This window comes from Nonomuraea sp. NPDC049725 (assembly GCF_040674795.1).
In the GTDB taxonomy this organism is placed as follows: Bacteria; Actinomycetota; Actinomycetes; order Streptosporangiales; family Streptosporangiaceae; genus Nonomuraea; species Nonomuraea ceibae.
On sequence record NZ_JBFANJ010000026.1, the window covers coordinates 1 to 25,840 of the forward strand.

General features: G+C 69.6%; 25 protein-coding genes and 1 tRNA gene. 10 read left to right on the forward strand and 16 right to left on the reverse strand.

Translation table 11 applies throughout. From position 1 onward, the window contains the following. Nucleotides 1-658: 658 nt before the first annotated feature. The 7 genes from AB0J53_RS41665 to rpmH all read right to left on the reverse strand — a co-directional run bounded on the left by AB0J53_RS41665 (nucleotide 659) and on the right by rpmH (nucleotide 4,882). Nucleotides 659-1,579, reverse strand: a complete 921-nt coding sequence (locus AB0J53_RS41665) for a ParA family protein (RefSeq protein WP_219504372.1) — start codon at nucleotides 1,577-1,579, stop codon at nucleotides 659-661. Nucleotides 1,580-1,716: 137 nt separating this feature from the next. Next, nucleotides 1,717-2,388 carry a 16S rRNA (guanine(527)-N(7))-methyltransferase RsmG gene (gene rsmG / locus AB0J53_RS41670; RefSeq protein ID WP_219504370.1) on the reverse strand — a complete coding sequence of 224 codons (672 nt, stop codon included), beginning with the start codon at nucleotides 2,386-2,388 and terminating at the stop codon, nucleotides 1,717-1,719. Between the two features lie 195 nt (nucleotides 2,389-2,583). After that, complete coding sequence (locus tag AB0J53_RS41675; RefSeq protein WP_219504368.1) at nucleotides 2,584-3,072, reverse strand: R3H domain-containing nucleic acid-binding protein; 489 nt, start codon at nucleotides 3,070-3,072, stop codon at nucleotides 2,584-2,586. A 20-nt stretch (nucleotides 3,073-3,092) separates the two neighbouring features. Continuing rightward, a complete protein-coding gene (gene yidC / locus AB0J53_RS41680; RefSeq protein ID WP_219504366.1) occupies nucleotides 3,093-4,040 on the reverse strand; it encodes a membrane protein insertase YidC in 948 nt (315 codons plus the stop codon). Between the two features lie 4 nt (nucleotides 4,041-4,044). Next, nucleotides 4,045-4,323 (reverse strand): membrane protein insertion efficiency factor YidD, encoded by a 279-nt coding sequence (gene yidD, locus AB0J53_RS41685; protein WP_219504364.1) that lies wholly within the window; start codon nucleotides 4,321-4,323, stop codon nucleotides 4,045-4,047. After that, nucleotides 4,320-4,682, reverse strand: a complete 363-nt coding sequence (gene rnpA / locus AB0J53_RS41690; protein ID WP_219504361.1) for a ribonuclease P protein component — start codon at nucleotides 4,680-4,682, stop codon at nucleotides 4,320-4,322. The genes yidD and rnpA overlap by 4 nt, the downstream gene beginning before the upstream one ends. 62 nt (nucleotides 4,683-4,744) lie before the next feature. After that, the gene (gene rpmH, locus AB0J53_RS41695) at nucleotides 4,745-4,882 is read right to left on the reverse strand and encodes a 50S ribosomal protein L34 (RefSeq protein ID WP_043614899.1); all 138 of its coding nucleotides are present in this window, start codon (nucleotides 4,880-4,882) and stop codon (nucleotides 4,745-4,747) included. Nucleotides 4,883-5,358: 476 nt separating this feature from the next. On the opposite strand from rpmH, the gene dnaA reads away from it, so the two are divergent. The 9 genes from dnaA (at nucleotide 5,359) to AB0J53_RS41740 (ending at nucleotide 17,136) form a co-directional block, all read left to right on the forward strand. Next, nucleotides 5,359-6,930, forward strand: coding sequence for a chromosomal replication initiator protein DnaA (dnaA, locus tag AB0J53_RS41700; protein ID WP_219504358.1), 1,572 nt, complete (start codon nucleotides 5,359-5,361; stop codon nucleotides 6,928-6,930). Between the two features lie 524 nt (nucleotides 6,931-7,454). Beyond that, entirely contained in the window at nucleotides 7,455-8,594 is a 1,140-nt protein-coding gene (gene dnaN, locus AB0J53_RS41705; protein WP_219504355.1) for a DNA polymerase III subunit beta, read from the forward strand. A gap of 49 nt (nucleotides 8,595-8,643) precedes the next feature. Beyond that, nucleotides 8,644-9,585 carry a phosphogluconate dehydrogenase (NAD(+)-dependent, decarboxylating) gene (gnd, locus tag AB0J53_RS41710; RefSeq protein ID WP_364182981.1) on the forward strand — a complete coding sequence of 314 codons (942 nt, stop codon included), beginning with the start codon at nucleotides 8,644-8,646 and terminating at the stop codon, nucleotides 9,583-9,585. A gap of 78 nt (nucleotides 9,586-9,663) precedes the next feature. Continuing rightward, entirely contained in the window at nucleotides 9,664-10,896 is a 1,233-nt protein-coding gene (gene recF, locus AB0J53_RS41715) for a DNA replication/repair protein RecF (RefSeq protein WP_219504351.1), read from the forward strand. Further along, a complete protein-coding gene (locus AB0J53_RS41720) occupies nucleotides 10,886-11,386 on the forward strand; it encodes a DciA family protein (RefSeq protein WP_231618619.1) in 501 nt (166 codons plus the stop codon). The genes recF and AB0J53_RS41720 overlap by 11 nt, the downstream gene beginning before the upstream one ends. 299 nt (nucleotides 11,387-11,685) lie before the next feature. Next, nucleotides 11,686-13,629, forward strand: coding sequence for a DNA topoisomerase (ATP-hydrolyzing) subunit B (gene gyrB, locus AB0J53_RS41725; protein WP_219504349.1), 1,944 nt, complete (start codon nucleotides 11,686-11,688; stop codon nucleotides 13,627-13,629). 21 nt (nucleotides 13,630-13,650) lie between these two features. Next, the gene (gene gyrA / locus AB0J53_RS41730) at nucleotides 13,651-16,164 is read left to right on the forward strand and encodes a DNA gyrase subunit A (RefSeq protein WP_364182986.1); all 2,514 of its coding nucleotides are present in this window, start codon (nucleotides 13,651-13,653) and stop codon (nucleotides 16,162-16,164) included. 3 nt (nucleotides 16,165-16,167) lie between these two features. After that, the gene (locus tag AB0J53_RS41735) at nucleotides 16,168-16,938 is read left to right on the forward strand and encodes a DUF3566 domain-containing protein (RefSeq protein WP_364182988.1); all 771 of its coding nucleotides are present in this window, start codon (nucleotides 16,168-16,170) and stop codon (nucleotides 16,936-16,938) included. 124 nt (nucleotides 16,939-17,062) lie between these two features. Further along, nucleotides 17,063-17,136, forward strand: a tRNA-Ile gene (locus tag AB0J53_RS41740). A gap of 71 nt (nucleotides 17,137-17,207) precedes the next feature. On the opposite strand, the gene AB0J53_RS41745 is transcribed toward AB0J53_RS41740, so the two are convergent. The 9 genes from AB0J53_RS41745 to AB0J53_RS41785 form a co-directional block, all read right to left on the reverse strand. Next, nucleotides 17,208-18,770, reverse strand: coding sequence for an oleate hydratase (locus AB0J53_RS41745; RefSeq protein ID WP_364182991.1), 1,563 nt, complete (start codon nucleotides 18,768-18,770; stop codon nucleotides 17,208-17,210). A 107-nt stretch (nucleotides 18,771-18,877) separates the two neighbouring features. Continuing rightward, nucleotides 18,878-19,315: a GNAT family N-acetyltransferase gene (locus tag AB0J53_RS41750; protein WP_364182994.1), complete on the reverse strand. Its 438-nt coding sequence runs from the start codon at nucleotides 19,313-19,315 to the stop codon at nucleotides 18,878-18,880. 129 nt (nucleotides 19,316-19,444) lie between these two features. Then, on the reverse strand, nucleotides 19,445-19,657 hold the full coding sequence (locus tag AB0J53_RS41755; protein WP_364182997.1) for a hypothetical protein: 213 nt from the start codon (nucleotides 19,655-19,657) through the stop codon (nucleotides 19,445-19,447). Between the two features lie 272 nt (nucleotides 19,658-19,929). Beyond that, nucleotides 19,930-20,322, reverse strand: coding sequence for a hypothetical protein (locus tag AB0J53_RS41760; RefSeq protein ID WP_219504333.1), 393 nt, complete (start codon nucleotides 20,320-20,322; stop codon nucleotides 19,930-19,932). A 62-nt stretch (nucleotides 20,323-20,384) separates the two neighbouring features. Further along, nucleotides 20,385-20,819 carry a protein-tyrosine phosphatase family protein gene (locus AB0J53_RS41765; RefSeq protein WP_219504332.1) on the reverse strand — a complete coding sequence of 145 codons (435 nt, stop codon included), beginning with the start codon at nucleotides 20,817-20,819 and terminating at the stop codon, nucleotides 20,385-20,387. Next, nucleotides 20,816-21,364 (reverse strand): CGNR zinc finger domain-containing protein, encoded by a 549-nt coding sequence (locus tag AB0J53_RS41770; protein ID WP_357582873.1) that lies wholly within the window; start codon nucleotides 21,362-21,364, stop codon nucleotides 20,816-20,818. The genes AB0J53_RS41765 and AB0J53_RS41770 overlap by 4 nt, the downstream gene beginning before the upstream one ends. 40 nt (nucleotides 21,365-21,404) lie before the next feature. Beyond that, entirely contained in the window at nucleotides 21,405-22,481 is a 1,077-nt protein-coding gene (locus tag AB0J53_RS41775; protein WP_364183001.1) for a LacI family DNA-binding transcriptional regulator, read from the reverse strand. Between the two features lie 12 nt (nucleotides 22,482-22,493). After that, nucleotides 22,494-23,339 (reverse strand): PfkB family carbohydrate kinase, encoded by an 846-nt coding sequence (locus AB0J53_RS41780; RefSeq protein ID WP_364183004.1) that lies wholly within the window; start codon nucleotides 23,337-23,339, stop codon nucleotides 22,494-22,496. Beyond that, nucleotides 23,339-24,340, reverse strand: coding sequence for an SIS domain-containing protein (locus AB0J53_RS41785; RefSeq protein WP_364183007.1), 1,002 nt, complete (start codon nucleotides 24,338-24,340; stop codon nucleotides 23,339-23,341). The genes AB0J53_RS41780 and AB0J53_RS41785 overlap by 1 nt, the downstream gene beginning before the upstream one ends. Nucleotides 24,341-24,509: 169 nt before the next feature. Here AB0J53_RS41785 and AB0J53_RS41790 point away from each other — a divergent pair, with 169 nt between their 5' ends. Then, entirely contained in the window at nucleotides 24,510-25,832 is a 1,323-nt protein-coding gene (locus AB0J53_RS41790) for an ABC transporter substrate-binding protein (RefSeq protein WP_364183010.1), read from the forward strand. The last annotated feature ends 8 nt before the right edge of the window (nucleotides 25,833-25,840 follow it).

Below are 25,840 nucleotides of genomic sequence, written 5' to 3' on the forward strand. Positions count from 1 at the left end.
GGCCCCTTCCAGCTCCCGACGTGCGTGCCGCTGCAGCCGTACGCCGCCGCGCCGGCCGCCGTGGGCGTGGCACGGCGGCCCGCCGATGGCCCCGCCGACGGGCGACCGTCAGTCGGTGGCGGCCGCACGCGGGGCAGTCGACGGCGGAGAGTCGAGACGGCGGGCGACGAGCGACCGGGACGGGTGGCCGGCGGCGGCGACGATCCGGCGCGCGCGACCAGCGAGACCACCAGCGCAGCGAGCGCGATCAGTGCGGCAGGCGGCCGGCGCGGCGAGCGGCCGGCGCGGCGAGCGCGGCAAGTGCAGGGGCGCGACCAGTGCAGAGGGAGACGGGCGGTCGGCGGGCGCGAGCAGTGCAGCGGGAGACCGGCGGTCGGCGCCCCCCGGCGGTCGGCGGCCCCGCCGGGGGCGACCGGCGGGGCGGGCAGCAGGCGGCGGGCGACCGCGGGCCGACCGGGACGCACGCACCTGACGGGACAGACGCGACAGCGCGACAGACGCGACGGGCGGCAGGCGAAGAGCGACGGACGGCGGACGGCGGGTGCCGAAGGCGGGGAGGCCGGGGGCCGAGACCAAGCGCCGAAACCGAGCGCCGAAACTGGAGACCGGAGGGTGGAGACCGGGGCGGGGGTCCTCGATGGGGAAGCCCCGGTCGGGGTTAGACCAGGGCGCGGTGGGCGATCTCGCGGGCGGCGTCCATGTAGGCCATCGCACCGCTGGAGCCCGGGTCGTACGTCATGACCGACTGCCCATAGCTGGGCGCTTCGGACAGGCGGACGCTGCGCGGGATGACCGTGTTGAGCACCGTGTCCCCGAAGTGCGCCCGGACCTCGTCCGCCACCTGCGAGGCCAGCCGGGTGCGGCCGTCGTACATGGTCAGCACGATCGTGGACAGCCGCAGCGTGGGGTTGAGGTGCGCCTTGATGAGGTCGACGTTGCGCAGGAGCTGCCCGAGGCCCTCCAGCGCGTAGTACTCGCACTGGATGGGGATCATGACCTCGTCCGCGGCCACGAGGGCGTTCACCGTGAGGAGGCCGAGCGACGGCGGGCAGTCGATGATGATGTAGTCGAGGTCGAGCGCGTCGTAGGCGGTGAGGGCACGCCGGAGGCGGGCTTCGCGGGCGACCAGGGAGACGAGCTCGATCTCGGCGCCGGCCAGGTCGATGGTCGCCGGGGCGCAGTAGAGGTTGGGCATGTCGGGGACCTGCTTGACGATGTCCGCCATGGGCAGGTCGTCCACGAGCACCTGGTAGACGTCGGGGATGTCGCCGCGGTGCTCGGTGGCCAGGGCGGTGGAGGCGTTGCCCTGGGGGTCGAGGTCGACGACCAGGACGCGTTCGCCGTTCATCGACAGGGCGGCGGCGATGTTGACGGACGTCGTGGTCTTGCCGACACCACCCTTCTGGTTGGCAACGGCGATCACGCGGCACTTGGCGGGTTTGGGCCACGAGTCCTGGCCGGTGTCCGTCTGGGTGGGCAGCTGAGCGGTAGGTGTTTCACGTGAAACCACTGAGTTGAGCGCCTCTCGTACCAACGGAGAATCACCTGGGTTCAGGGGGGTCTTGGTCACGGTCGCCATCCTTTCAACCCGTGGCTTATCGGAGCCGGGAATCTGCTGTCGCGAAACGCCCGATCCGGGCCAGCCGACCCCTCGGGGGCTCTCGGACAGACGGCTGTCCGGCCAGCCAAGACCGCTCTGAGCGACCGGCACGACCGTCACCTCCTTCGTCGCCGCCTGCTGTGCTCCGGCTGGCGACCCGCTATCACCCGAACCAATGTTGCAGGCGGCTCGACCTTACCGTGCCCGACGGTCACAAGCTCGGCCGTTGTCGCCCCGCTGGCGCGCAATTGCGGCTCCGCCTCGGCGAGTTCTTCGGCGGCGCGCTCCCCCTTCATGGCGATGAGCTCGCCGCCCTCGCGCAGCAGGGGCATGGCCCACTTCAGGAGCCGGTCGAGCGGCGCCACGGCGCGGGCGCTGGCCACGTCGAAGACGCGCTTGCCCGCCAGCTCTTCGGCCCGGCCGCGCAGCACCTCGACGTTGTCCAGCTTGAGGGTCTCGACGCACTCCTGGAGGAAGACGGTACGGCGCAGCAGCGGTTCGAGAAGGGTGACCGTGATGTCCTGCCGGACGATCGCCAGCACGAGCCCCGGCAGTCCGGCGCCCGAGCCGATGTCGACCAGGCGCACGTCCGGCGGGATGGCCTCGGCGACGACGGCGCAGTTGAGCAGGTGGCGGTCCCAGATGCGCGGGATCTCGCGGGGACCGAGCAGCCCGCGTACGACGCCGGGGCCGGCCAGCAGCTCCGCGAACGCCTCCGCCCGGTCCCAGGCGTCGCCGGTGAAGACGTCCCGCGCGATGTCCGGCGGGGGCGGCAGCTCGTCGCTCACTGCTGTGATGGCCCTTTCGTAAGGATTCGGGATGCTCCCCCCAGGCTAGGCGGGAGATCGCACTGTCGAAGACTAGCGGGATGCCCTGAACGGAGCCTTGGAGCGCGCCGCCTTATGGGCATCGAAAAGGCGTTCGAAACGCGAACGGCCGCCAGGCGCACGAGGCGGCTGGCGGCCGGGCGGGTCGTGGGCCGGTCAGGCGGGCAGGACCACCACGTAACGGTTGGGCTCCTCACCCTCGGACTCGCTGCGGAGCCCGGCGGCGGCCACCGCGTCGTGGACGATCTTGCGCTCGAACGGCGTCATCGGCTGCAGCGGCTTGGGCTCGCCCCGGTCCTTGACCTGGTTGGCCATCTCGGTGCCGAGCTTGGTGAGCTCGGCCCGGCGCCGCTCGCGGTAGCCGCCGACGTCGAGCATCAGGCGGGACCGCTCCCCCGTCTGGCGGTGGACGGCCAGCCGCGTCAGCTCCTGGAGCGCTTCCAGCACCTCACCGGAGGGGCCGATCAACTCGGTGCCCTTGAGCCCGACGACGGAGACCATCGCGCGGTCGCCCTCGACGTCCATGTCGATGTCACCGTCGATGTCGGCGATGTCGAGGAGGCCTTCGACGTAGTCAGCCGCGATCTCGCCCTCCTGCTCGAGCGCGCTGATGTCAGGAGCCTTCTCCTGCTCGGCCTCGGTCATGGCCGGCCTCTCCTTCGTAATCACGACTTCTTGCTGCCGGTGCGCTTGCTACGGGACTGGCGGCTGGGCTGGTTCCTGACGATCTTAGGCGCAGGAGGCGGAGGAGGGGGCTCCTCTTCGGGAGTCTTGCGAAGCTTGGCCATGAGGCTGGGCTTCGTCTTGACCGGGATCACGTTGCCCTTGGCGTCGAACTGGGGCATCGGGTTGCGGCTGTAGAACCAGTGCTGCTGACCGAGCGTCCACACGTTGGTGGTCACCCAGTACATGATCAGACCGAGCGGGAAGTTCAGGCTGAAGAAGGCGAAAAGCGGCGAGATGTACATGAGCAGCTTCTGCTGCTGCGCCATGGGGTTGTCGGGCATCTGCGCCATGGACCGGGTGACGCTCTGCCGGACGGTGAGGAACGTGGTCAGCGAGCTGACGGCCACGAAGATGCCCAGGACGATCTTCGTCTGGAGCGGCACGGCGTCGAGCGCGATGATGTCCTGGTCGGACATGAAGAAGGTGGCCGGCACCGGCGCGCCGAAGACGTGCGCGGCCCGGGCGCTGGCGACGAGCTCCGGCGACATCCCGTACACCGCACGGCCGTTGGCCATGGCCTGCAGCACGGTGAACATCGAGATGAAGATGGGGAACTGGGCCAGGATGGGCAGACAGCCGCCGAGCGGGTTGGCCCCGGCGCCCTGGTAGAGCGCCATGACCTCCTGGTTCATGCGCTGCTTGTCGTTCTTGTAGCGCTTGCGCAGCTCCGCCACCTTGGGGGCGAGCTCCTGCATCTTCTTGGAGGACCGCATCTGCTTGAGGAAGAGCGGGAAGATGAGGATCCGCATGAGCACGGTGAGCGTGACGATGGTCAGCAACCACGTCAGGCCGCTATCCGGGTTCAGGAAGGTGCTGTAACCCGTATGGATCCAGGTGATGACGAAGGCTACGGCTTCATAGAGCCAGCTCAGCCAGGACAGCTCCACCGAGCTATCTCCCTTGCGTTTCGTGGGACCGAACCGGGCGTGGGGGCACCGGGTCTATACCTCCGGGATGGAATGGGTGGCACCGCCCGATGCGCCGGACAGTCAACCATGTGCCGCGCAATGCTCCGTGAACGGCTATCGCCTCGAGCCCGTACGCGCTGCAGGACGGGTAGAAACGGCAGCGTGGACCGAGCATCGGGCTGATGAACGCCCGGTAGAACCGGATGGGCACGAGCAGCACCCGAGCGGGGAGGCTCGCTGTCCCTAGCGGTTGCTCCGTCATCTCCGTCCATCCGTCGAGGACTCGCGCCGCCTGAGCAAACGGTCGAGCGCGAGGTCGAGCTCGGCGGCTAGGTGCTCGGATCGCGCTGACGCGGCCGGGGGGTTGGCGCGTACCACAAGCAGGCTACCTCTCGGAAGCCGGTGGAGACGGTCTCGCATCAGGTGTCGAAGCCGACGCTTGACCTTGTTGCGGACGACCGCGCCTCCGACGGCTCGGCTCACTACAAAACCCACCAGAGGTGTCCCTTCCCCTGAAATGGTGAGATGCACCACCAGGGTGGGGCGACCCGCGCGTTTACCGCGCTTGATGGCCGCCTTGAACTCCTCCCCGCGCCGCATGCGGGACTGTCGGGAAAGCACCGTATACGCCTATCGCCCGCCGGCGGAGTGCACCGGCGGGCGGACGATCACGCGCAGGACGGTCAGGCCGACAGCTTCTCGCGACCCTTGCGGCGGCGAGCGGCGAGGATGGCGCGACCGGCCCGGGTGCGCATCCGCAGCCGGAAGCCGTGGGTCTTCGCGCGGCGACGGTTGTTCGGCTGGAAAGTACGCTTGCTCACGAGTGGGCTCCAGGCTTGAAGGTGCGCACGAGGCGCTGAACACACATGGCTGGCCTGCCGAGTTAGCGAGGCACGCGAAATAGCCGTCGCGCGACAGACCGACCTCCGTACGGTACGGGGCGGAGCGGCCCAGGTCAAACCGGAACTGGTTATCCACGTATCCACAGGCGACTTTTCCACCGCCCCCGGGACGTCCACAGTATGTGCACCCAGGCACCGCTAGGCTGTGGACAACGTCTTGAACACAGCTGTGCACGAAGATACTGTCGGGCCTTTCGGAGCCACTTCAGGCTGTGCACAACCTGTGGATCACCTGTGGAGATCCTGGGCATCCAGCCCGGGCGCGGCGCTGTGGACGACAGGGGCCGGCCGCCGCCGCGGCGAGTCCCCGATGTGGATAAACACGCGTGTGGACGACCACGCGGGTGGATGAACGATCGCGGGGGGCCGCGACAGGGAGGAGGGGGAGCCGCACCATGAACGGTGTCGACCTCGACACGGTATGGAAGAGGGCGCTGGGCAACTTTCTCAATGAGAACGTGCCGGTCCAGCAGCGCACGTGGCTCTCCATGGTCCGCCCGATCGCCCTGGCGGACGACACGATCGTGCTGGGCGTCCCCAACGACTTCCTGAAGGACCTCATCGAGGGCAAGCTGCGGCCGCTCGTGGCGCACGCGCTCTCCCAGGAGCTCGGCCGGGCGATGCGGCTGGCCGTGATGATCGACACGACGGCTCCCGAGCAGCCGATGCAGGACCTTCATCCACAGCCTGTGGTTCAGAATTATCCCCAGAGCCCGGACCCCCAGCCGCGCTATCCCCAGGGGCCGTCGTCCCAGCACTACCAGGCTTCCGAGCCTCCGCAGTTCTATTCTCCACAGCCCGAGCCGGCGCAGTCGTCCACCGAATATCCACAGCCTGCCTTCACTTTTGAACAGGCACAGCCCGCTGTGCAAAAGGCGCCGGAGCCCACCCAGAACAGGTGGGAGGCCAAGAGCAACAAGCCCAGCGAACCGGCCAGACTCAACCAAAAGTACACATTCGAGACATTCGTCATCGGAGCCAGCAACCGTTTCGCCCACGCCGCGGCCGTGGCCGTCGCCGAATCCCCCGCGAAGGCGTACAACCCGCTCTTCATTTACGGCGACTCGGGGCTGGGGAAGACCCACCTGCTGCACGCGATCGGGCATTACGCGCAGAGCCTGTACGACGGCGCGCGGGTGAGATACGTGAGCTCCGAGGAGTTCACCAACGACTTCATCAACAGCATCCGCGACCACAAGGCCGACGGCTTCCGCGGACGCTACCGGGCGATCGACATCCTGCTGGTGGACGACATCCAGTTCCTGGAGGGCAAGGAGCAGACGCAGGAGGAGTTCTTCCACACCTTCAACACGCTGCACAACGCCAACAAGCAGATCGTCATCTCCAGCGACCGGGCGCCCAAGCAGCTCATCACGCTGGAGGACCGGCTGCGCAACCGGTTCGAGTGGGGCCTGATCACCGACGTCCAGCCGCCCGAGCTGGAGACGCGGATCGCCATCCTGAGGAAGAAGGCCATACAGGAGGGCCTGGCCGCGCCGCCCGAGGTGCTCGAGTACATCGCCAGCCGGATCTCCACCAACATCCGGGAGCTGGAGGGCGCGCTGATCAGGGTGACCGCGTTCGCCAGCCTCAACAGGCAGGGCGTCGACCTCCAGCTCGCCGAGGTCGTGCTGAAGGACCTGATCACCTCCGACTCCGGGCCGGAGATCACGGTCGCCACGATCATGGCGAAGACCGCAGAGTACTTCGGCATCAGCATCGACGACCTGTGCGGCAGCTCGCGCAGCAGGGCGCTGGTGAACGCCCGGCAGATCGCCATGTACCTGATCCGGGAGCTGACGGAGCTGTCGCTGCCCAAGATCGGCCAGCAGTTCGGCGGCCGTGACCACACCACCGTGATGCACGCCGAGCGCAAGATCCGCTCGCTCATCGCGGAGCGAAGGTCGATGTACAACCAGGTCAACGAGCTAACAATGCGTATCAAGCAGACATCGCCCGGGGCCTAGTCGTTATGCACAGCCTGTGGAAAACACTGTGGATCTGGGAAAACGTCGGAAGAGGCCCGTCGTACGCCCCATATTGCCCAGGAAAATTCCGCACAACGGCTGGGGATAACCCTGGGGACATCCTGAGGACAACTTGGGGACAACATGTGGATGACCTGTGGACGCCCTGTGCACAGTCGATCTGGGGCTCCAAAAGAGGGGTCTCTACCCCGTGGATAACCTGTGGAAACCTCGTGGATAACCGGTGGACGAAGGCACCAAGATCTGGGGATGGCCTGTGGGCGAAGAATCCCCGTCCACAGCCGCGAAAGTTACCCCCAGGCGTCACCCACAGCCCCGGTGGATGAAAACAGGGGCGCTGAGCAGGGAAGACGCGGGTTATCCACACTATCCACCGCCCCTAGTGTGATGACTTCACTTATCTCTTAAGAAGAAACTCAAGACCCATAGAGGGGTTCTCCCGGATCTCAGGTGCGGGAGACGAGACACTCAAGATTCATCGACGACCCAGGAGGCTGATCACCGTGATGTTCCGAATCGAGCGAGACGTCCTCGCTGAGGCGGTGGCATGGACGGCACGCAGCCTTCCCGCACGGCCGTCGGTCCCCGTCCTCGCCGGCATGCGCCTCGAGGTCACCGAGGAGCAGAAGCTCAAGCTGTCCGGCTTCGACTACGAGGTCTCCGCCGAGGTAACGCTGGAGCTGCACACCGGTGAGCCCGGCGTGGTCCTGGTCTCCGGCAAGCTGCTCGCCGAGATCACCCGCGCGCTTCCCGCACAGCCTGTGGATTTCGTCGTCGACGGAGCCAAGGCGGTCGTCACGTGCGGCAGCGCCCGCTTCACCCTGCTCACCATGCCTGTGGAGGACTACCCGTCGCTCCCGGCCATGCCGCCCGCCGCCGGCCGTGTCGGCAGCGACGTGTTCGCCTCCGCCGTCAGCCAGGTCGCCGTCGCCGCCGGTCGTGACGACACGCTGCCCATGCTCACCGGCGTGCGGATGGAGATCGAGGGCGACACGGTCACCCTGGCCGCCACCGACCGCTACCGGCTGGCCGTGCGCGAGCTCAAGTGGCAGCCGGGCCAGCCCGACTTCTCGGCGATCGCGATGATCCCCGGCAAGACGCTCGCCGACACCGCCAAGGCGCTCGGCGGCACCGGCGCCGAGGTCGAGGTCGCGCTCAGCTCCGCCGGAGGCACCGGCGAAGGCATGATCGGCTTCTCCAGCGCCGGCCGCCGCACCACCACGCGCCTGCTCGACCCCGAGTTCCCCAAGTACCGCTCGCTGCTGCCGACCGAGTTCTCCGCCCGCGCCGACCTGTCCACAGGCCCGTTCGTCGAGGCGGTCAAGCGCGTGGCCCTGGTGGCCGAGCGCAACACCCCGGTGCGGCTGGCGTTCAGGAGCGGCGAGGTCGTCCTGGAGGCGGGCAGCGGCGACGAGGCCCAGGCCGTCGAGGCGCTGCCGGTCGACTACGACGGCGACGAGATGAACATCGCCTTCAACCACCAGTTCCTGCTGGAGGGTCTCGGCGCGATCGACTCCGACATCGCCAGGCTCCAGATGACCACGTCCACCAAGCCCGCTATCCTCACCGGGGGCAAGCCTGTGGAAGGTGACGGGGCCCCCGACTACCGTTACCTGATCATGCCCATCCGCCTGTCAGGCTGAAATCCGCGTCGGGGATGATGGAAGCCTCACAAGGGGGTAGTAGGGCACCATGCAGATCGGCTTGGTTGGACTGGGCAAGATGGGCGGCAACATGGCCGAGCGGCTGCGCCGCGGCGGCCACGACGTCGTCGGCTACGACCGCGATCCCGCGATCAGCGACGTCGGCAGCCTCAAGGAGCTGACCGAACGGCTCAGCGCCCCCCGGGTCGTGTGGGTCATGGTGCCGGCCGGCAAGCCCACCCAGCAGACCGTGGACGAGCTCGGCGATCTGCTGTCCGAGGGCGACGTCGTCATCGACGGCGGCAACTCCCACTACGTCGACGACCAGAAGCACGCCGCCGAGCTGGCCACCCGCGGCATCGGCTTCGTCGACTGCGGCGTGAGCGGCGGCGTGTGGGGCCTGGAGAACGGCTACGCCCTGATGTGCGGCGGCGACAAGGCCCACGTCGAGCGGCTGATGCCGATCTTCGAGACGCTCAAGCCCGAGGGCGAGGACGGCTTCGTCCACGCCGGCGACGTCGGCGCGGGACACTTCGCGAAGATGGTCCACAACGGCATCGAGTACGGCATGATGCAGGCGTTCGCCGAGGGCTGGGAGCTTCTGGAGGCGTCCGACGTCGTCAAGGACGTCCGTGGCTCCTTCAGCAGCTGGCGCACCGGCACGGTGATCCGCTCCTGGCTGCTCGACCTGCTGGTGCGGGCGCTGGACGACGACGAGAAGCTGGAGCAGCTGCGCGGCTACGCCCAGGACTCCGGCGAGGGCCGCTGGACGGTCCAGGCGGCCGTGGACCACGCGGTCCCGCTGCCCGTGATCACCGCCGCGCTCTACGCCAGGTTCGCCTCCCGTCAGGACGACTCGCCGGCGATGAAGGTGGTGGCGGCGCTGCGCAACCAGTTCGGCGGCCACGCGACCACGGCGGTCGAGGGCTCGACCGAGAAGGGCGCCGACTCGCCCGGCGCCGACGTCACGCCGCCGCGCGAAGCGGAGTGACCCGAAGGTTCCCGGAGTTTTCCACAGGGTGTGCGCCGGTGACCCCAGTGGCCTGTGGGGCGCACTAACCTTCATGGGGTGCACGTCGCCCACCTCTCGCTGACCGACTTCCGGTCCTACGCGTCCGTGGAGCTCGGCCTGGAGCCGGGCGTCACGGCCCTCGTGGGGCCCAACGGCCAGGGCAAGACCAACCTGGTCGAGGCCCTCGGCTATGTCGCGACGCACTCCAGCCACCGGGTCGCCAGTGACGGCCCGCTGGTGCGTCAGGGGGCGAGCCGGGCGATCGTGCGCTGCGCCGTCCACAGGGACGACCGGCGCGCGCTGGTCGAGCTGGAGATCAACCCGGGCCGGGCCAACCGCGCCAGGCTCAACCGCTCCCCCGTGTCCAGGCCGCGCGACGTCATCGGGCTGCTGCGCACGGTGCTGTTCGCCCCCGAGGACCTGGCGCTGGTCAAGGGCGACCCGTCGGAGCGGCGCCGCTTCCTCGACGACCTGCTGGTGTCGCGGGCGCCTCGGTTCGCCGCCGTGCGGGCCGACTACGACCGGGTGCTCAAGCAGCGCGGCGCGTTGCTCCGCACGGCCTCACAGGCCCGCAGAGGGGCCAGGAGCGGCCGGCGGGCCGAGAGTGACACGGGGTTCGCCGCGGCGGGCGCAGGCGACGTCCTGAGCACGCTGGAGGTGTGGGACGCGCACCTCGCCCGGCACGGCGCCGAGCTGTTGCGCGCCCGGCTCGATCTGATCGACGCGCTGCGCCCGCTGGTCGCCGGAGCCTACGCCGCGCTGGCCCCGACGAGCGCCCCCGCGACCCTCGCCTATCGCAGCACGTTGTCCACAGGTGGGGACGGCGGTGAGGACGAAGTCCCCGGTGAGCGCGGATCTTCCGATGCACAGACGTTATCCACAGACCTGGGGATAACCCTTGAAGAGCGGCTTCGCGAGCGGCTGCTGGAGGTCCGCCAGGCCGAGCTCGAACGCGGCGTCACGCTCATCGGCCCGCACCGCGACGACCTGATCCTCGGCCTCGGCGAGCTGCCCGCGCGCGGCTACGCCAGTCACGGCGAGTCCTGGTCGTTCGCGCTGGCGCTGCGGCTGGCCGCCTACGACCTGCTGCGCGCCGACGGCGGCGATCCGGTGCTGATCCTCGACGACGTCTTCGCCGAGCTCGACTCGCAGCGCCGCCGCCGCCTTGCCGAGATCGTCGCCCCGGCCGAGCAGGTGCTCATCACCGCGGCTGTGGACGACGACGTGCCGGCCGAGCTGGCCGGTGCCCGTTTCGACGTCGCCGAGGGGAGCGTACGACGTGTCCGATGACGACAATCCGACGGCCAGGGGCGCCGCGATGGCGCGGGAGAAGCTGGCCCAGGCCAAGGCCGACGCCGCCAGGCGGGGCCAGCTCCCGCGGCGCGAGCCGAGGCGCAAGGCGGCCGGCCCGCGCCGCGAGGGCGGCGACCCGCAGCTGTTCGGGCGGGCGATCCGCGACCTGCTGTCCGACCGGGGCTGGGAGCGGTCGGCGGCGGTCGGCGCGGTGTTCGGGCGGTGGATCGACATCGTCGGCCCCGACCTGGCCGCGCACACCAAGCCCGAGTCGTTCGACGACGGCGAGGTGCTCGTGGTGGCCGATTCCACGGCGTGGGCGACGCAGGTCAGGCTGCTCGCGCGCACCCTCGTGCGCAGGCTCAACGAGGAGCTCGGCGACGGCACGGTGACGAAGGTCAAGGTCAGGGGCCCGCAGAACGCGCCGCGACCGGCGGGGGGATTGCGGGTGACCGGAAGCAAGGGCCCCGGCGACACCTACGGTTAGGCGCGGCAGGCGATCAGAGAGCCGCAGACGCGTTGACCCCCCAACCCGGAGGGGGGATGCTTGAGCGGGGGCAAAACGAGCTAGAGAGCATCACAGGCGCGTTCGTTGCCACCTTCGGCCCTCGGAACCGGTAGAATGAAAGCGGATTCCGGACACGTCCGGTTGCGTGTCACCCCGGCAGCATGCCGACTCCCCTGGGTGACCGCGCACGGGGCACTCACGACGGTGACGGGCACGGCAGGGGCAGCTTTGAGCAAACGCCTCCCCCGCCGCGTGTCCGCGGCAGGAGGATTTCGCAGTTGTCCTACGACGCTAGCTCAATCACCGTACTCGAGGGGCTTGAGGCCGTCCGCAAGCGCCCGGGTATGTATATCGGGTCGACCGGTGAACGCGGCCTGCACCACCTCGTCCAGGAGATCGTCGACAACGCCGTGGACGAGGCCCTCGCCGGCTACGCCGACCGCATCGACGTCACGCTCCTGGCAGACAACGGCGTCCGGGTGGTCGACAACGGCCGGGGCATCCCGACCGGCATCCACCCCGTCGAGAAGCGCTCGGCCGTCGAGGTCGTGCTCACCACGCTGCACGCGGGCGGCAAGTTCGACAGCCAGGCCTACGCCGTCTCCGGCGGCCTGCACGGCGTCGGCTCGGCCGTCGTCAACGCGCTGTCGACGGCCATGGAGGTCGAGGTCAAGCAGAACGGCTACTACTGGCGGCTGTTCCTCGACCACTCCAAGCCGAGGGCGCCGCTGGAGCGGGGTGAGGAGACCGACGAGACCGGCACCACCATCACGTTCTGGCCCGACCCCGAGGTCTTCGAGACCACAACGTGGAACTACGAGACGCTCTCGCGCCGCTTCCAGGAGATGGCCTTCCTCAACAAGGGCCTGACCATCACGATCACGGACGAGCGGCCCGACCACATCAACGGCGAGGTCCACCGCGACGAATACCACTACGAGGGCGGCCTGGCCGACTTCGTCCAGCACCTCAACGCCAAGAAGGAGCCGGCGCACGCGTCGATCGTCGCCTTCGAGGAGGAGGGCGACGGCATCGCGGTGGAGATCGCGCTGCAGTGGAACAACTCCTACTCGGAGTCCGTCTACACCTTCGCCAACACGATCAACACGGTCGAGGGCGGCACCCACGAGGAAGGCTTCCGCGCCGCGCTGACGTCCATCGTCAACCGCTACGCGCGCGAGCAGAAGTTCCTCAAGGAGGGCAAGGACGACAACCTCAGCGGCGAGGACGTCCGCGAGGGCCTGACCGCGATCATCTCGGTCAAGCTGTCCGACCCGCAGTTCGAGGGCCAGACGAAGACCAAGCTGGGCAACACCGAGGCCAAGTCGTTCGTGCAGAAGGCGTGCAACGACCACCTGCGCGACTGGTTCGAGCGCAACCCCGGCGAGGCCAAGGACATCATCAACAAGTCGCTGCAGGCCTCCCGCGCCCGCATGGCGGCGCGCCAGGCCCGTGACCTGACGCGGCGCAAGTCGCTGCTGGAGTCGGGCAGCGGCCTGCCCGGCAAGCTGGCCGACTGCCAGTGGAACGACCCGGAGAAGTGCGAGCTGTTCATCGTCGAGGGCGACTCGGCGGGCGGCTCGGCCAAGGGCGGCCGCGACTCGCGCTTCCAGGCGATCCTGCCCATCCGCGGCAAGATCCTCAACGTCGAGAAGGCGCGGATCGACAAGGTCCTGAAGAACAACGAGGTCCAGGCGCTGATCACGGCGCTCGGCACCGGCGTGCACGACGAGTTCGACATCGCCAAGCTGCGCTACCACAAGGTCATCCTCATGGCCGACGCCGACGTCGACGGCCAGCACATCAACACGCTGCTGCTGACGCTGCTGTTCCGGTTCATGCGGCCGCTGATCGAGGCCGGGCACGTCTACCTGTCCTGCCCGCCGCTCTACAAGATCAAGTGGGACCGCAAGGGCGAGGACGCCTCCTACGCCTACTCCGACGCCGAGCGCGACGCCGTCATCCAGGCGGGCATCGCCGCCGGCAAGCCCGACCCGCGGCCGCGCGACAACGTCCAGCGCTTCAAGGGTCTGGGCGAGATGAACGCCGGCCAGCTCTGGGAGACCACCATGAACCCGGCGACGCGGCTGCTGCGCCTGGTCACGCTCGACGACGCGGCGCAGGCCGACGACCTGTTCAGCGTGCTCATGGGCGAAGACGTGGAGGCCCGGCGCGACTTCATCATCCGCAACGCCCGCGACGTCCGCTTCCTCGACGTCTAGCCACACTAAGGACCTTCACCAGTGACGGAAGTGAACACCACTCCCCCGGCTGACCGCATCGAGCCCGTGGACATCCAGTCCGAGATGCAGCGCAGCTACATGGACTACGCGATGTCCGTCATCGTGTCCAGGGCGCTGCCGGACGTGCGCGACGGGCTCAAGCCGGTGCACCGCCGCGTCCTGTACGCGATGTACGACGGCGGCTACCGGCCGGACCGGGGCTACTTCAAGTGCGCCCGCGTCGTCGGCGACGTCATGGGCACCTACCACCCGCACGGCGACACCTCGATCTACGACGCGCTGGTGCGCCTGGCGCAGCACTGGTCGCTGCGCTACCCGCTGGTCGACGGGCAGGGCAACTTCGGCTCGCCGGGCAACGACCCGGCGGCGGCGATGCGCTACACCGAGTGCAAGCTCGCGCCCATCGCCATGGAGATGCTGCGCGACATCGACAAGGACACCGTCGACTTCCGGCCCAACTACGACGGCAAGTCGCAGGAGCCGGACGTGCTGCCGGCCCGCTTCCCGCAGCTGCTCGTCAACGGGTCGGGCGGCATCGCGGTCGGCATGGCCACCAACATCCCGCCGCACAACCTGCGCGAGGTCGCCGCCGCCGTCAAGTGGTGTCTGGAGAACCCGGAGGCGAGCGACGAGGAGCTGCTGGAGGCGTCGATCCGGCTCGTCAAGGGCCCGGACTTCCCCACCAGGGCGCTGATCGTCGGCCGCCGGGGCATCGAGGACGCCTACCGCACCGGCCGGGGCTCGATCACCATGCGGGCCGTGGTCGAGGTCGAGGAGGACGGCAAGGGCCGCCAGGCGCTCGTCGTCACCGAACTGCCCTACCAGGTCAACCCGGACAACCTGGCCCTCAAGATCGCCGAGCTGGTCCGCGAGGGCAAGCTCACCGGCATCGCCGACGTGCGTGACGAGAGCTCCTCCCGGGTCGGCCAGCGCCTGGTGATCGTGCTCAAGCGCGACGCCGTGGCCAAGGTCGTGCTCAACAACCTCTACAAGCACACCCAGCTGCAGGACACCTTCGGGGCCAACATGCTGGCGCTGGTCGACGGCGTGCCGCGTACGCTCCGGCTCGACCAGTTCATCCGGCACTACGTGGCCCACCAGATCGAGGTCATCGTCCGCCGGACGCGCTACCTGCTGCGCAAGGCCGAGGAGCGCGCCCACATCCTGCGCGCGCTGCTCAAGGCCCTCGACCGGCTCGACGAGGTCATCGCGCTGATCCGGGCCTCCGAGTCCGCCTCGCACGCGCAGCAGGGCCTGATGGGCCTGCTGGAGATCGACGAGATCCAGGCGCAGGCCATCCTCGACATGCAGCTGCGCAAGCTCGCCGCCCTGGAGCGCCAGGCGATCCAGGACGAGTACGAGCACCTCATGGAGCAGATCGCCGAGTACAACGCGATCCTGGCCAGCGAGGCCCGCCAGCGGGAGATCGTCAACGAGGAGCTGGGCGAGATCGCCGCCAAGTACGGCGACGACCGGCGTACCGAGATCATCGCGCACGACGGCGACATGTCGATCGAGGACCTCATCGCCGAGGAAGAGATCGTCGTCACCATCACCCGCGGCGGCTACGCCAAGCGCACCAAGACCGACCTCTACCGGGCGCAGAAGCGCGGCGGCAAGGGCGTGCGCGGCGCGCAGCTGCGCCAGGACGACATCGTCGACCACTTCTTCGTCACCACGACCCACCACTGGCTCCTGTTCTTCACCAACAAGGGCCGCGTCTACCGGGTCAAGGCGTACGAGCTGCCCGACGCCGGGCGTGACGCGCGCGGCATGCACCTGGCCAACCTGCTGGCCATGCAGCCCGACGAGACGGTCATGGAGGTCCTCTACCTGCGTGACTACGAGGTGGCCCCCTACCTGGTGCTCGCCACGCGCAGCGGCCTGGTCAAGAAGACCCGCCTGTCCGAGTACGACTCCCCCAGGACCGGCGGTCTCATCGCGATCAACCTGCGCGAGGACGACGAGGTGATCGGGGCCCGGCTCGTCTCCGAGGAGGACGACCTGCTGCTCGTCTCCAAGGGCGCCCAGTCGGTCCGCTTCACCGCATCGGACGAGGCGCTGCGCCCCATGGGCCGCGCGACCAGCGGCGTCATCGGGATGCGGTTCCTGGAAGGCGACGAACTTCTCGCCATGAATCGGATCGGCGACGGTCAAGATGTGCTTATCGCCACCAAGGCTGGGTACGCAAAGCGGACACCGATCGACCATTATCCGGTGCAAGGACGTGGCGGCAAGGGCGTGCTGACTGCGAAGATCGTAAGTGCCCGTGGCAAGCTGGTCGGAGCCGTCATGGTGAACCCCGAGGATGAGGTCTTCGCGATCACATCCGCCGGCGGGGTGATCCGGACGAGCGCCGGAGAGATCAAGCAGTCCGGCCGTCAGACCATGGGAGTGCGATTGATGAACCTCGCCGAAGGCGACAGCGTGGTGGCCCTCGCCCGTAACGCCGAGTCCGTGGTCAATTCCATGGACACTTCGGCGGATACCGAGGCTGACGGGGGAGGAGAGTAAGTCATGAGCGCCCAAGGTGGCCCCGCCAGGACCAAAGCGTCCGGGGAGAACGGCCGGCAACAGCCCAAGAAGTCCTCGGAGCCCGAGATCTTCCAGCAGGTTGACGAGGAGGAAGGCTCCACCAGACCAGCGACCCAGCCCGGCCCCAAGCCGGGTCCGCAGCAGCAGCCGCCCGGCCCTTCGGGACCATCGGGGCCGTCCGGGCCGCCGGGTGGCCCGCCGGGCCGTCCCGACGGCCCGCCGCCCGCCGGTCGGCCGCCGACCGGCCCGCCGCAGACCGGTGACGGCGCCAACGACACGCTGCGGGTACGCCCGTCGGCGCTGACCACCGAGGCGCCGCCGTCGGTCGAGCTGCCCGGCAAGAAGAAGAAGTCGTCGGGCTCCTCGGCCCGGATGCCGCGCAAGGCCCACCTGGTGCTGCGCCGGATCGAGCCGTGGTCGGCCATGAAGTTCAGCTTCGTGGTCTCCCTGGTCTGCTTCGTGGTGCTGTTCGTCGCGGTGGCCGTGCTCTACGGGGTGCTGTCGGCCCTGGGCGTCTTCGACTCGCTCGTCGACCTGGTCAACCAGCTCGGCCAGGGGGAGCAGGGGCAGAGCGCGATCCCGATCGACATCGCGTCCTGGTTCGAGCCGGTGCGCATCCTCGGCTACACGGCCCTCATCGGTGCCGTGAACGTCGTTCTGATCACCGCCCTGGCGACGCTGGGCGCGGTCATCTACAACGTCGCCTCCGACCTCGTGGGCGGCGTCGAGGTTACCTTCAGCGAGGCCGAGTAGTCCTCTCCGGTCGCTGCTCGCACCGCGGGTGCGGCGCGAGCAGCTTCCGGAAGGCGGTAAGCTTTTCCCGTCCGAACAAACCGGTTCGCCTCTCTCACAAGGATGCGGTACGGTTCGGGTGCGCGGGGCTATAGCTCAGACGGTTAGAGCGCTTCCCTGATAAGGAAGAGGTCCCAGGTTCAAGTCCTGGTAGCCCCACCCAGCCAGAAGGCCCGTCGGAATCATCCGGACGGGCCTTTGTCGTTGCCGGAGCCGGTCGGCGCCGCGGGTCAGCCCAGGGCGGTGCGGAGGGCGGAGGCGGCGATGCGGGGGTCGTTCATGCCGTGGTACATCGGCGGGATCTTCTTCTCGACGCCGTAGTGCCGGTAGACGGCGATCATGGCGGAGCGCACCGAGTATTCGACGGTGAAGACGACGTCCTCGGGGATCTCGACGAACTGGCCGAGGAAGGCGTAGTTCGTGGCGCCCTTGGGGATGACGCGGGGGCGGTCGCCGGGGGCGCGGCGCTGGAACTGGGCGTCGATGTAGGGCATCTGCACGGTCGTGATCTGCGTGGTTTCGCGGACGTGGTCGGCGATGTCGTCGAAGCCGAGGTGGCCGAGGAGTTCGTCGAGGATCTCGGCGCCGGTGCAGTCGTCCATGGGCTTGTCCACGAAGTCGCCCGGCACGTCGCCGAACAGCGCGTAGCCCCAGAGGGTGAAGGTGTCGGGGTCCTGGTGTCGGAAGTGCGGCTGGGCCGGGACGACGATCGACAGCAGCCAGCGGGAGTCCTTCCAGGTCATGAGGGCGCCTTCGCCGGGGACGTTGCCGGTGTACTGGGTGATGCGGTCGAGCAGGGCGGGGCTGTGCATGGTGAGGGTGAAGGACTCCCATTTGGTCTCGGGGATGGAGCCGCAGAAGACGGCGGGGCGGCCGAAGTCGGGGGCCTTGCGGGCGATCGACTGCCACAGCCGCCAGGAGCCGTCGCGTTTGTCGCGGATCAGCTCGGGGACGGTGTCGCGGTCGCCGTACGTGGTGTCGGCGGTCATGGAGCCCAGGGTGAGGAACACGCGGTCGCCGGGGCCGACGTCGATCGGCCCGGCGCTGGTGTCGAGGGAGGCGAGGGTGCGGCAGGCGGGGTCGGTGAAGTGCGCGTCGTCGACGGTGACGCCGAACTCGGTCGTCACGCCGTGGGTCTCCAGCCGGCGTTGGATCGGCAGGATGATCGAGTCGTACTGGTTGTAGCGGCTTCGTCGTACGCCGGAGAGGGTGTGGATGCGGTCGAACTCCTGGACGAAGGCCAGGAAGTAGCGTTTGAGCTCGATCGCCGAGTGCCAGTTCTGGAAGGCGAACGTCGTACGCCACATGCACCAGAAGTTGCTGTCGAAGAACTCCGGCTGGAAGAAGTCGTCGATGCGGCGGCCGCCGATGACGTGTTCGGGCAGGGCGAGCAGGCGGGTCAGGTCCAGGCGGGCGCGGTTGTCGAGGCCGAGGCGGGAGGCGTCGGGGATGGAGCGGTCGCGCAGGATGATGCGGGCCTTGGCGTTGGTGGGGTGTTCGATGTTGAACGCCTTCATCTCCTGGCGGACGGAGATGGCCGGGTCGTCGAGGGTGGGGATGGTTTCCAGCAGGTTCCACAGGCAGACGTAGTGCTCTTCTTCGAACATGCGGCCGCCGCGCGTGACGTAGCCGCCTTCGGCGGTGGGGGCCTTGGCGCCGTCCATGGAGCCGCCGGTGATGGGGAGCTGTTCGAGGATGCGGATGGAGTCGCCGGGCACGCCGGCGTCCCGGACGAGGAAGGCGGCGGCGGCCAGCCCGGCGATGCCGCCGCCCACGATGTACACCTGCGCCATTGGCTGACCGTCCCCGGCTTGGGCGGGGGCCGCCCCCCGCTTCGGGAAGGATCTTCCCGGTGGGCGGTCGAGTCAGGTCCCGTCGGCGGCCAAACCCCGGCAAACAGCTACGGGGTGACGTAGTGGTGGAGGACGGCGGGCTCGCCGGTGCTGTCGAGCCAGTCGGCGCGGGTGGTGGCGACGCGGCGCCAGCCGGTGCGCTCGTAGAAGGCGATCGCGGCCTGTCCTTCGGCCGAGACCTCCAGCTTCAGCGGCCTCCGTACGGCGGCGCGTACGGTGTCGAGGAGCCGGGCGGCCAGGCCCTGGCCGCGTGCCGCCGGGGTGACGAACAGGCGGGTGATCTCGGCGTCCGCGCCCAGGCCGACGTGCCCGTGCACCGCGCCGCCGGCGTCGACGGCGATCCAGGCGGTCGTCAGGCCGGTCGGGGTGAGCCAGGCGCCGGGGTCGGCGGGCCAGTCGACGGGGTAGCGGTCGGCGGCCTGGACCTGGGCGAGCGCCTCGACGCAGGCATCGAGGTCGGCGGGGGTGCGGGGGCGGATCCTCATGCCGGCGGCCGGGGGCCGGCCCGGTCGTGGAAGGCGCGGCGGTCACCGTGGCCGTCACCCGGCCCGTGTCGTCGGTGCCGGTGAGCTGCCGCTGCTCCAGCTCGCGCAGGGCGCCGGCGGACGCGTCGTTCACTTGGCGCCCTCCGCGGTGGCGGGCCGCCAGTTCTCGACCTCGGAGACGCTCTGGTCGAAGTGCAGGTCCCGGGTTCCCAGCGCGGGGTTGCCCATCTTGTAGAAGAGCCCCTCCAGGTCGTTGAGGTCGCTCTCGTACTTGTTGCAGACGTCCGCGAACTGCTTGAGCAGGTTGCCGGCGGCGGTGAGGAAGACGCCGGCCTGCGCCATGAGGGCGACGCGGCCGACACAGGCTGGGCCCGCAGGCTCGCCGGGGGAGGACATTGCGGCGTGTGCGCGCACGGGCTGAGCCCCGGGGAGACATCGCTGGGCACGCGGGGCACCTTCCTGCGAGGACGTGGCGTCGGAGGCGCGGGAAGCCTCCGTGACCTGCAGGGGAAAGGCGAGGACGCCGGTGGCTGCAGATCAAGCGTCAGTGTAGAGGCCGATCTTGAAATGCGTCCACGCCGTACATACCGCCCATGCCGCCCACGGGACGGGGCTCAGGCTTCGGCGAGGGCGAGCCGGTCCCGGGCCCAGGCGGCCGCGGCGTCGGGGTCGACGGTGCCGAGGACGGCCAGGCCGCCCGGGCCGGGGTTCTGGACGAGGTCGGCCAGCGAGGGAGTGGCGACGATGCTGGCCATGCCCGCGCACCAGGCGGCGATCTCCTCGGCGTGCTGGGCCCAGAAGCCGTGCAGGATCTCCGTGGCGCCCTTCTCGGGGGCGCTGCGCTCGCGCTGGTCCATCACGATGGCGAACTGCCGGTTCTCGGCTTTGGCGCGGTCGAGGGTGGTGCGCAGGGCGTCGGCCAGTTCGGTGGCGTCCTGGACGGTGAGCCTGCCGTTCTGGCCGGCGTTGACGAGGGGCCAGGCGGTCAGGTCTACGAGGTTGCTCACGTGGTCTCCTACAGCAGAAGGGGCAGGAGATTAGGTTAGGCTTACCTCGTTGATTGTCAACGTCAGCGCGGGAAGCGGGCTATCCAGCGGCGTTGCCACGGCGTCTCGACCGCCCGCCGGTGATGGTGCTCGCGGGTCCAGCGCACGGCCTCGGGCGGGGTGAGGCCGGACAGCACCGCGAGGCAGGCCAGGACGGTGCCGGTGCGGCCGATGCCGCCTCCGCAGGCGACCTCGACGGCCTCGCCCGCGCGGGCCCGGCCGTGCAGGGCGCGGATGTGCTCGACGGCCGCGTCACGGTCGCGCGGCAGCAGGAAGTCGGGCCATTCCAGCCAGTCGTGCGCCCACGTCAGGCCGGCGTCGTGCTCGCGGCGCATCCGGGCCGAGCCCAGGTAGAGGCCGTAGGCGGGCACGGGGCCGGGCGGCAGCGGGTTGCGCAGGCCGCGGCCCCGGACCCAGGAGCCGTCGGGCAGTTGGAACGCCCCTTCCAGCCGGGTCATGAGCCGACCCGCTGACGCTCGCGGTGGTTGGCGACGTTGAGCCGGTTGCCGCACAGCTCGGGCGTGCAGTAGCGGCGCCGCCCGGCCCGGCTGACGTCGGCGAACACGCCCCGGCAGCCCGGCGCGAGGCAGGCGCGGAAGCGCTCGTGGCCCAGGGCCCGCACGACGCCGAGCAGCGCGACGCCGACCACCGTGGCCAGCGTGTCGGCGAGCGAGGCGTCGGGGGCGGTGGGCACGTACCACTGCCAGCGGCCGGCGGCGTCGCGGTCGAGCACGGGGGTGAGGCCGGCGCGGCGGGCCAGCACGGTGGCGCCCATGACCGCGTGCTCCTCGGTCTCGGTCTCCAGGACGCCGCGCGCCTCCCGGCGGAAGAGGTGGATCGCGAACAGGTCGTCACCGGACAGCGGCAGCTCGTGGCGGGCCAGGAACTCGGCCAGCGCCTCCGCGGTGGGCAGGCCCTCGGAGCCCCGTACGGTGGGCGAGGTCGACACGAGGTCGTTGGCCACCGCTGCGCCGTGGGCGTAGTCGGCGATGGGTATCAGCAAGAAACGCCTCCCTGTAACTGTTATAGGGAGACTATAACCCTTACACGGACGCGCGGGCGATCAGCCGGGAGCGCAACGTATGGGTCTCACGGGCCGGTTCGGCGCCCTCCAACGCGTCGAGCAGCACCTGGGCGGCCTTGGCCCCCAGCTCGTGCACCGGCTGCTCGATCATCGTCAGCGGCGGCTCCATCACCGCCGCCCACGCGCTGTCGTCGAACCCGACCAGCGCCACGTCACGCGGATAGGCCAGCCCGGCCGCGCGCAGCGCCCGCAGCGCGCCGGTCACCGCGTCGGTCTCGGTGCAGAACAGCGCGGTGGGCCGGTCGGGCATCGCGAGCATCCGGCCGACCTCCTCGGTCGCCTGCTCCTCGATCTTGCGCCCGACCATCACCAGCTCCGGATCGAACGGGATGCGCGCGTCGTCGAGCGCGTCGAGATAGCCGCGCAGCCGCTCGCCGTCGGTCCACAGGTTGCGCGCGGCCTCGGCCAGCAGCTCGCGCCGGGTGGCGGGCGGCCGGGCCATCGGCGGCCCCCACACGAACCCGATCCGCCGGTGCCCCGCCGCGATGATGGTCTCGACGGCCTCCCGGGCGGCGTCGCGGTTGTCGATGACGACGGTGTCGAGGTCGAGCGCGGCCACCGCGCGGTCGACCAGCACGACCGGCACCCGCTGCGTCGCCGCCCTGATGTGCGCGACCTCGTCCTTGCCGACCGCCGCCGACGACAGGATGACGCCGTCGACCCGCTTGTCGAGCAGCACGTTGACGGCCGCGACCTCCTCTTCGAGCTTCTCGTACGTGCTCAGCACGATCGTGTCGAAGCCCCGGGCCCGCGAGGTGTCGCAGATGCCGCGCACCACGCCGGCGAAGAACGGGTTGCCGATGTCGGCGACGATCACGCCGAGCGTGTGGCTGACCCCGGTCGACATGCTGCGCGCGAGCTTGTTGGCGCGGTAGCCCAGCTTCTCGGCGGCGGCGAGCACCCGCTCGCGCAGCTCGGGGCTGACGTATCCATAGCCGCCGAGCGTGCGCGCCGCCGTGGCGCGGCCGACGCCGGCCTCGGCGGCCACCTCGGAGATCGTCGGCTGGCCCGCCGCCTGCCCCCGATCAGCGGGCATGGATGCCGTCCCTCATTTCTCGATTCTAGACAAGATCGGCCGCCCGCCGCCGAACGCGCCCTCGACCAGGCACTGTTCGTAGGCGGCCGTCGCGCCGTCGCGCAGCGCCCGCTCCAGCGCCGCCCGCTGCCAGCCGGCGCGCAGCAGCGAGACCGCGAACCCGGCCAGGAACGCGTCGCCGCAGCCCATCGTGTCGACCGGCTCGGCCACGGGCAGCGCCCCGGCCGACACGGTCACCTCGCCGTCGTGCGCGATCGCGCCCGCGACGCCGCGGGTGGCCAGCGCGATCCCGGCGCCGCGCCGGACGACCTCCGCCAGCAGCGCCTCGGTGGCGGGCACGTCCAGGTGGGAGCAGGACAGCAGCACCAGGTCGGCGTGCGGGCAGACCCGGTCCAGGTAGGCGGGGGTGCGGAACTCGTCCTCGCTGGACAGGTCGTAGCTGACCCGGGTGCGCAGCTTGGGCAGCTCGCTCTCGCTGCGCGAGTAGACGCTGGAGTGGACCAGGTCGAAGGAGGAGGCGTACGCGACGAGCTCGGCGTCGAGGACGAGCGGTTCGCGCACGGTGACTCCCCCGCCGTTCCAGCCCAGGAAGACGCGGTCGCCGTCGTCGACCCGCAGGTGTGACACGCCGGTCTCGCCGGGCCGCACCACGCACCGGTCGACGGCGACGCCCTGGGCGGCGATCGACTCGCGCAGGAACGGCCCGAGCTCGTCGTCGCCGAACACTCCCAGGTACGCGGCTTCGACGCCGAGGCGGCGGGCGAACACCGCCACGTTCACGCTGTTGCCGCCCGGATAGTCGATGCCGCGGTCGAGGAACCGGTCGACGATGTTGTCGCCGAAGCCGAGCACCTTCATCAGTAGTCCATCACCCGGTAATAGCGGCGCAGGTCGAGCGAATGGTCACGGACCCGCTCCAGGTGCTTGCTGACGCGGCTCAGCACGGTGTCGAGGACGAGCGGCCCGAGCAGGCCGCGGAACTCGGGGCTGATGCCGTCGAGCGGGTAGTCGCGGGTGTCGAAGACGGTGACGTCCTGCGACACGCGGCGGGCGAAGGCGATGGCCCGGTCGGTGAGCGGGCGCGACTCGTCCTCGCCCTGGAAGATCAGCACGCTGGTGCCGGCTTCGAGCAGCTCCAGCGAGCCGTGGAAGAACTCGGCGCTGTGCACACGGGTGGTGCGCAGCCACTGCATCTCCTCCAGGATGCACATCGAGTACAGGTACGTGAACCCCCACAGATTCCCGCCGCCGATGAGGAAGTGGTAGTCGGTGTCGCGGTGCGCCTCGGCGAAGGCGGCGGCCACGGGTTCGGCCTGCTTGGCCACCTCGACGAGGACGCGCGGGATGTCGGCCAGCTCGCCGGCGAGCTTGGCGTAGCCGTCGAACTCGCCGCGGCGCTCCAGCAGCCGGCCCATGAACAGCAGCATCTGGAAGTCGAACGGCCACGTTTTCGGCTCGCTGATCAGCGCCTCGTCGACCTGCTGGGCGACGGGGGAGTCGGCGTAGCCGGTGAAGCCGATCGTGCGGGCGCCCTTGGCGCGGCAGAACTCGATGGCCCGCACCACGTCGTCGGTGGTGCCGGTGACCGAGGTGAAGACGGCCACGGTGCGCTCGCCGAGCCTGGCGTCGCCGGTCACGACGAGCTCGGCCGCGATGGCCGAGCGCACGTCCAGCGTCGAGGTGCGCCGGGCCAGGTGCTCGTACGGCCACATCTGGGCGTAGGTGCCGCCGGCGCCGACCAGCAGCAGGTTGTCGAACCCCTCGTCCACCAGCCGATCGACAAGCTCCTCGATCTTGGGGCGCAGGGCCACGGCGCTGGCGGCCTGCTTGACGAATTCCGGCTCATCGAACTTGAGCATGTTGCGCGTCCTTTCAACCTGATACCGGTATCACGCGGTGGTCACGGTGGCATATCTCGGCGGAACCCGTCAACACGTCGGCAAACAGAAGATCTTGAATTCAGGTCTGGTACCGGTATCAGAATCGCTGTAATGTCGCTCGGCACCAGCTCCGAGAGAAAGGAAGCCCATGCGCTCTCGCGCTCTGACGACGCTCGCGGCACTCGTCGGGACCTCGGTGCTCACCCTCGCAGGCTGCGCAGGAGAGCCGGCCCAGGCTCCCCAGGCAGCCGACGTCGCCGCCACGCCCGAGTTCTCCGGCACCCTGAGCGTCCTCACCAAGTTCGCCGGGGAGCCGCTCAGCCCCTACTTCGAGAAGCTCGCCGCCGAGTATCAGCGCGCGCACCCCGAGGTGAAGGTCGAGCTCATCCAGGAGACCGACCAGAGCATCAAGGACAAGCTCAAGACCCTCACCGCCTCGAACGCGCTGCCGGACGTCTTCTTCACCTGGACCGGCAACTGGGCGGAGAACTACGTGCGCGGCGGCCGGGCCGCCGACCTCACCAAGGTGATCGGCCCCGACACACCCTGGGGCAGGACGTTCAGCCAGGCGTCACTGTCGGCCTTCGCCTACGACGGCAAGTTCTACGGCATCCCGCTCTACAACAACGGCAAGTTCATGGGCTACAACAAGGACGCCTTCGCCAAGGCCGGCATCGAGGTGCCGAAGACGTTCGAGGAGCTGATCGGGAGCTGCGCCACGCTGCGGAAGGCCGGCTACGAGCCGATCACGTTCGGCAACAAGGACGGCTGGCCCGCGCTGCACTACCTCCAGCAGCTCTTCGCCTACAACGTGCCGCCGGACACGCTGCGCGCCGACTTCGCCCCGGCGACGGCCAAGCTCGACCACCCCGGCTACGTGGCCTCGCTCAAGCAGTTCAAGACGCTGGTCGACCAGTGCACCGACACCCGCGAGGGCACCAACGGCGTGCTGTACAGCTCGGCGCAGGAGGCGTTCTCCAACGGCAAGGCGGCCATGTACTACCAGGAGATCCTGGAGTTCGACAACGCCACCTCCGGCAAGGTCGTCAAGCCGGACGACTTCGGCATCTTCCCGCTGCCGGTCCCCCAGGGCGCGGCCGGCGACCCGAAGGTGATCGAGGGCGCGCCCGAGGGCTACCTGATCAACGCCGCCTCGCCGCGCGCCGCGCTGGCCGTCGACTTCATGAAGTTCGTGACGAACCCGGACAACGCCAAGACCCTGTCCGCGCCCCCGTACGGCCAGCCGAGCACGGTCGTCGGAGCCGTCACCCCCGAGACCTCCAGCAAGGCCGTGTACGAGGGCATCGACCTGGTCAACAAGGCGTCCGGCCTGGCCATCTGGCTCGACACCGTCACCGTGCCCGAGGTCGCCGACGCGTGGCTGTCCGGCGGCGAGGCGCTCATCAGCGGCGGCAAGACTCCCGAGCAGGTGCTCGACAGCGTGCGCCAGGCCTCGGCGTCCGCCAGGTAGGCGAGCCG

Coding starts and splice junctions, on each gene's coding strand:
- AB0J53_RS41665 (WP_219504372.1), bottom strand. CDS start 1,579: ATGGCGACCGTGACCAAGACCCCCCTGAACCCAGGTGATTCTCCGTTG.
- AB0J53_RS41675 (WP_219504368.1), bottom strand. CDS start 3,072: ATGACCGAGGCCGAGCAGGAGAAGGCTCCTGACATCAGCGCGCTCGAG.
- yidD (WP_219504364.1), bottom strand. CDS start 4,323: ATGACGGAGCAACCGCTAGGGACAGCGAGCCTCCCCGCTCGGGTGCTG.
- dnaA (WP_219504358.1), top strand. CDS start 5,359: ATGAACGGTGTCGACCTCGACACGGTATGGAAGAGGGCGCTGGGCAAC.
- gnd (WP_364182981.1), top strand. CDS start 8,644: ATGCAGATCGGCTTGGTTGGACTGGGCAAGATGGGCGGCAACATGGCC.
- AB0J53_RS41735 (WP_364182988.1), top strand. CDS start 16,168: ATGAGCGCCCAAGGTGGCCCCGCCAGGACCAAAGCGTCCGGGGAGAAC.
- AB0J53_RS41745 (WP_364182991.1), bottom strand. CDS start 18,770: ATGGCGCAGGTGTACATCGTGGGCGGCGGCATCGCCGGGCTGGCCGCC.
- AB0J53_RS41750 (WP_364182994.1), bottom strand. CDS start 19,315: ATGAGGATCCGCCCCCGCACCCCCGCCGACCTCGATGCCTGCGTCGAG.
- AB0J53_RS41755 (WP_364182997.1), bottom strand. CDS start 19,657: ATGGCGCAGGCCGGCGTCTTCCTCACCGCCGCCGGCAACCTGCTCAAG.
- AB0J53_RS41765 (WP_219504332.1), bottom strand. CDS start 20,819: ATGACCCGGCTGGAAGGGGCGTTCCAACTGCCCGACGGCTCCTGGGTC.
- AB0J53_RS41775 (WP_364183001.1), bottom strand. CDS start 22,481: ATGCCCGCTGATCGGGGGCAGGCGGCGGGCCAGCCGACGATCTCCGAG.
- AB0J53_RS41780 (WP_364183004.1), bottom strand. CDS start 23,339: ATGAAGGTGCTCGGCTTCGGCGACAACATCGTCGACCGGTTCCTCGAC.
- AB0J53_RS41785 (WP_364183007.1), bottom strand. CDS start 24,340: ATGCTCAAGTTCGATGAGCCGGAATTCGTCAAGCAGGCCGCCAGCGCC.
- AB0J53_RS41790 (WP_364183010.1), top strand. CDS start 24,510: ATGCGCTCTCGCGCTCTGACGACGCTCGCGGCACTCGTCGGGACCTCG.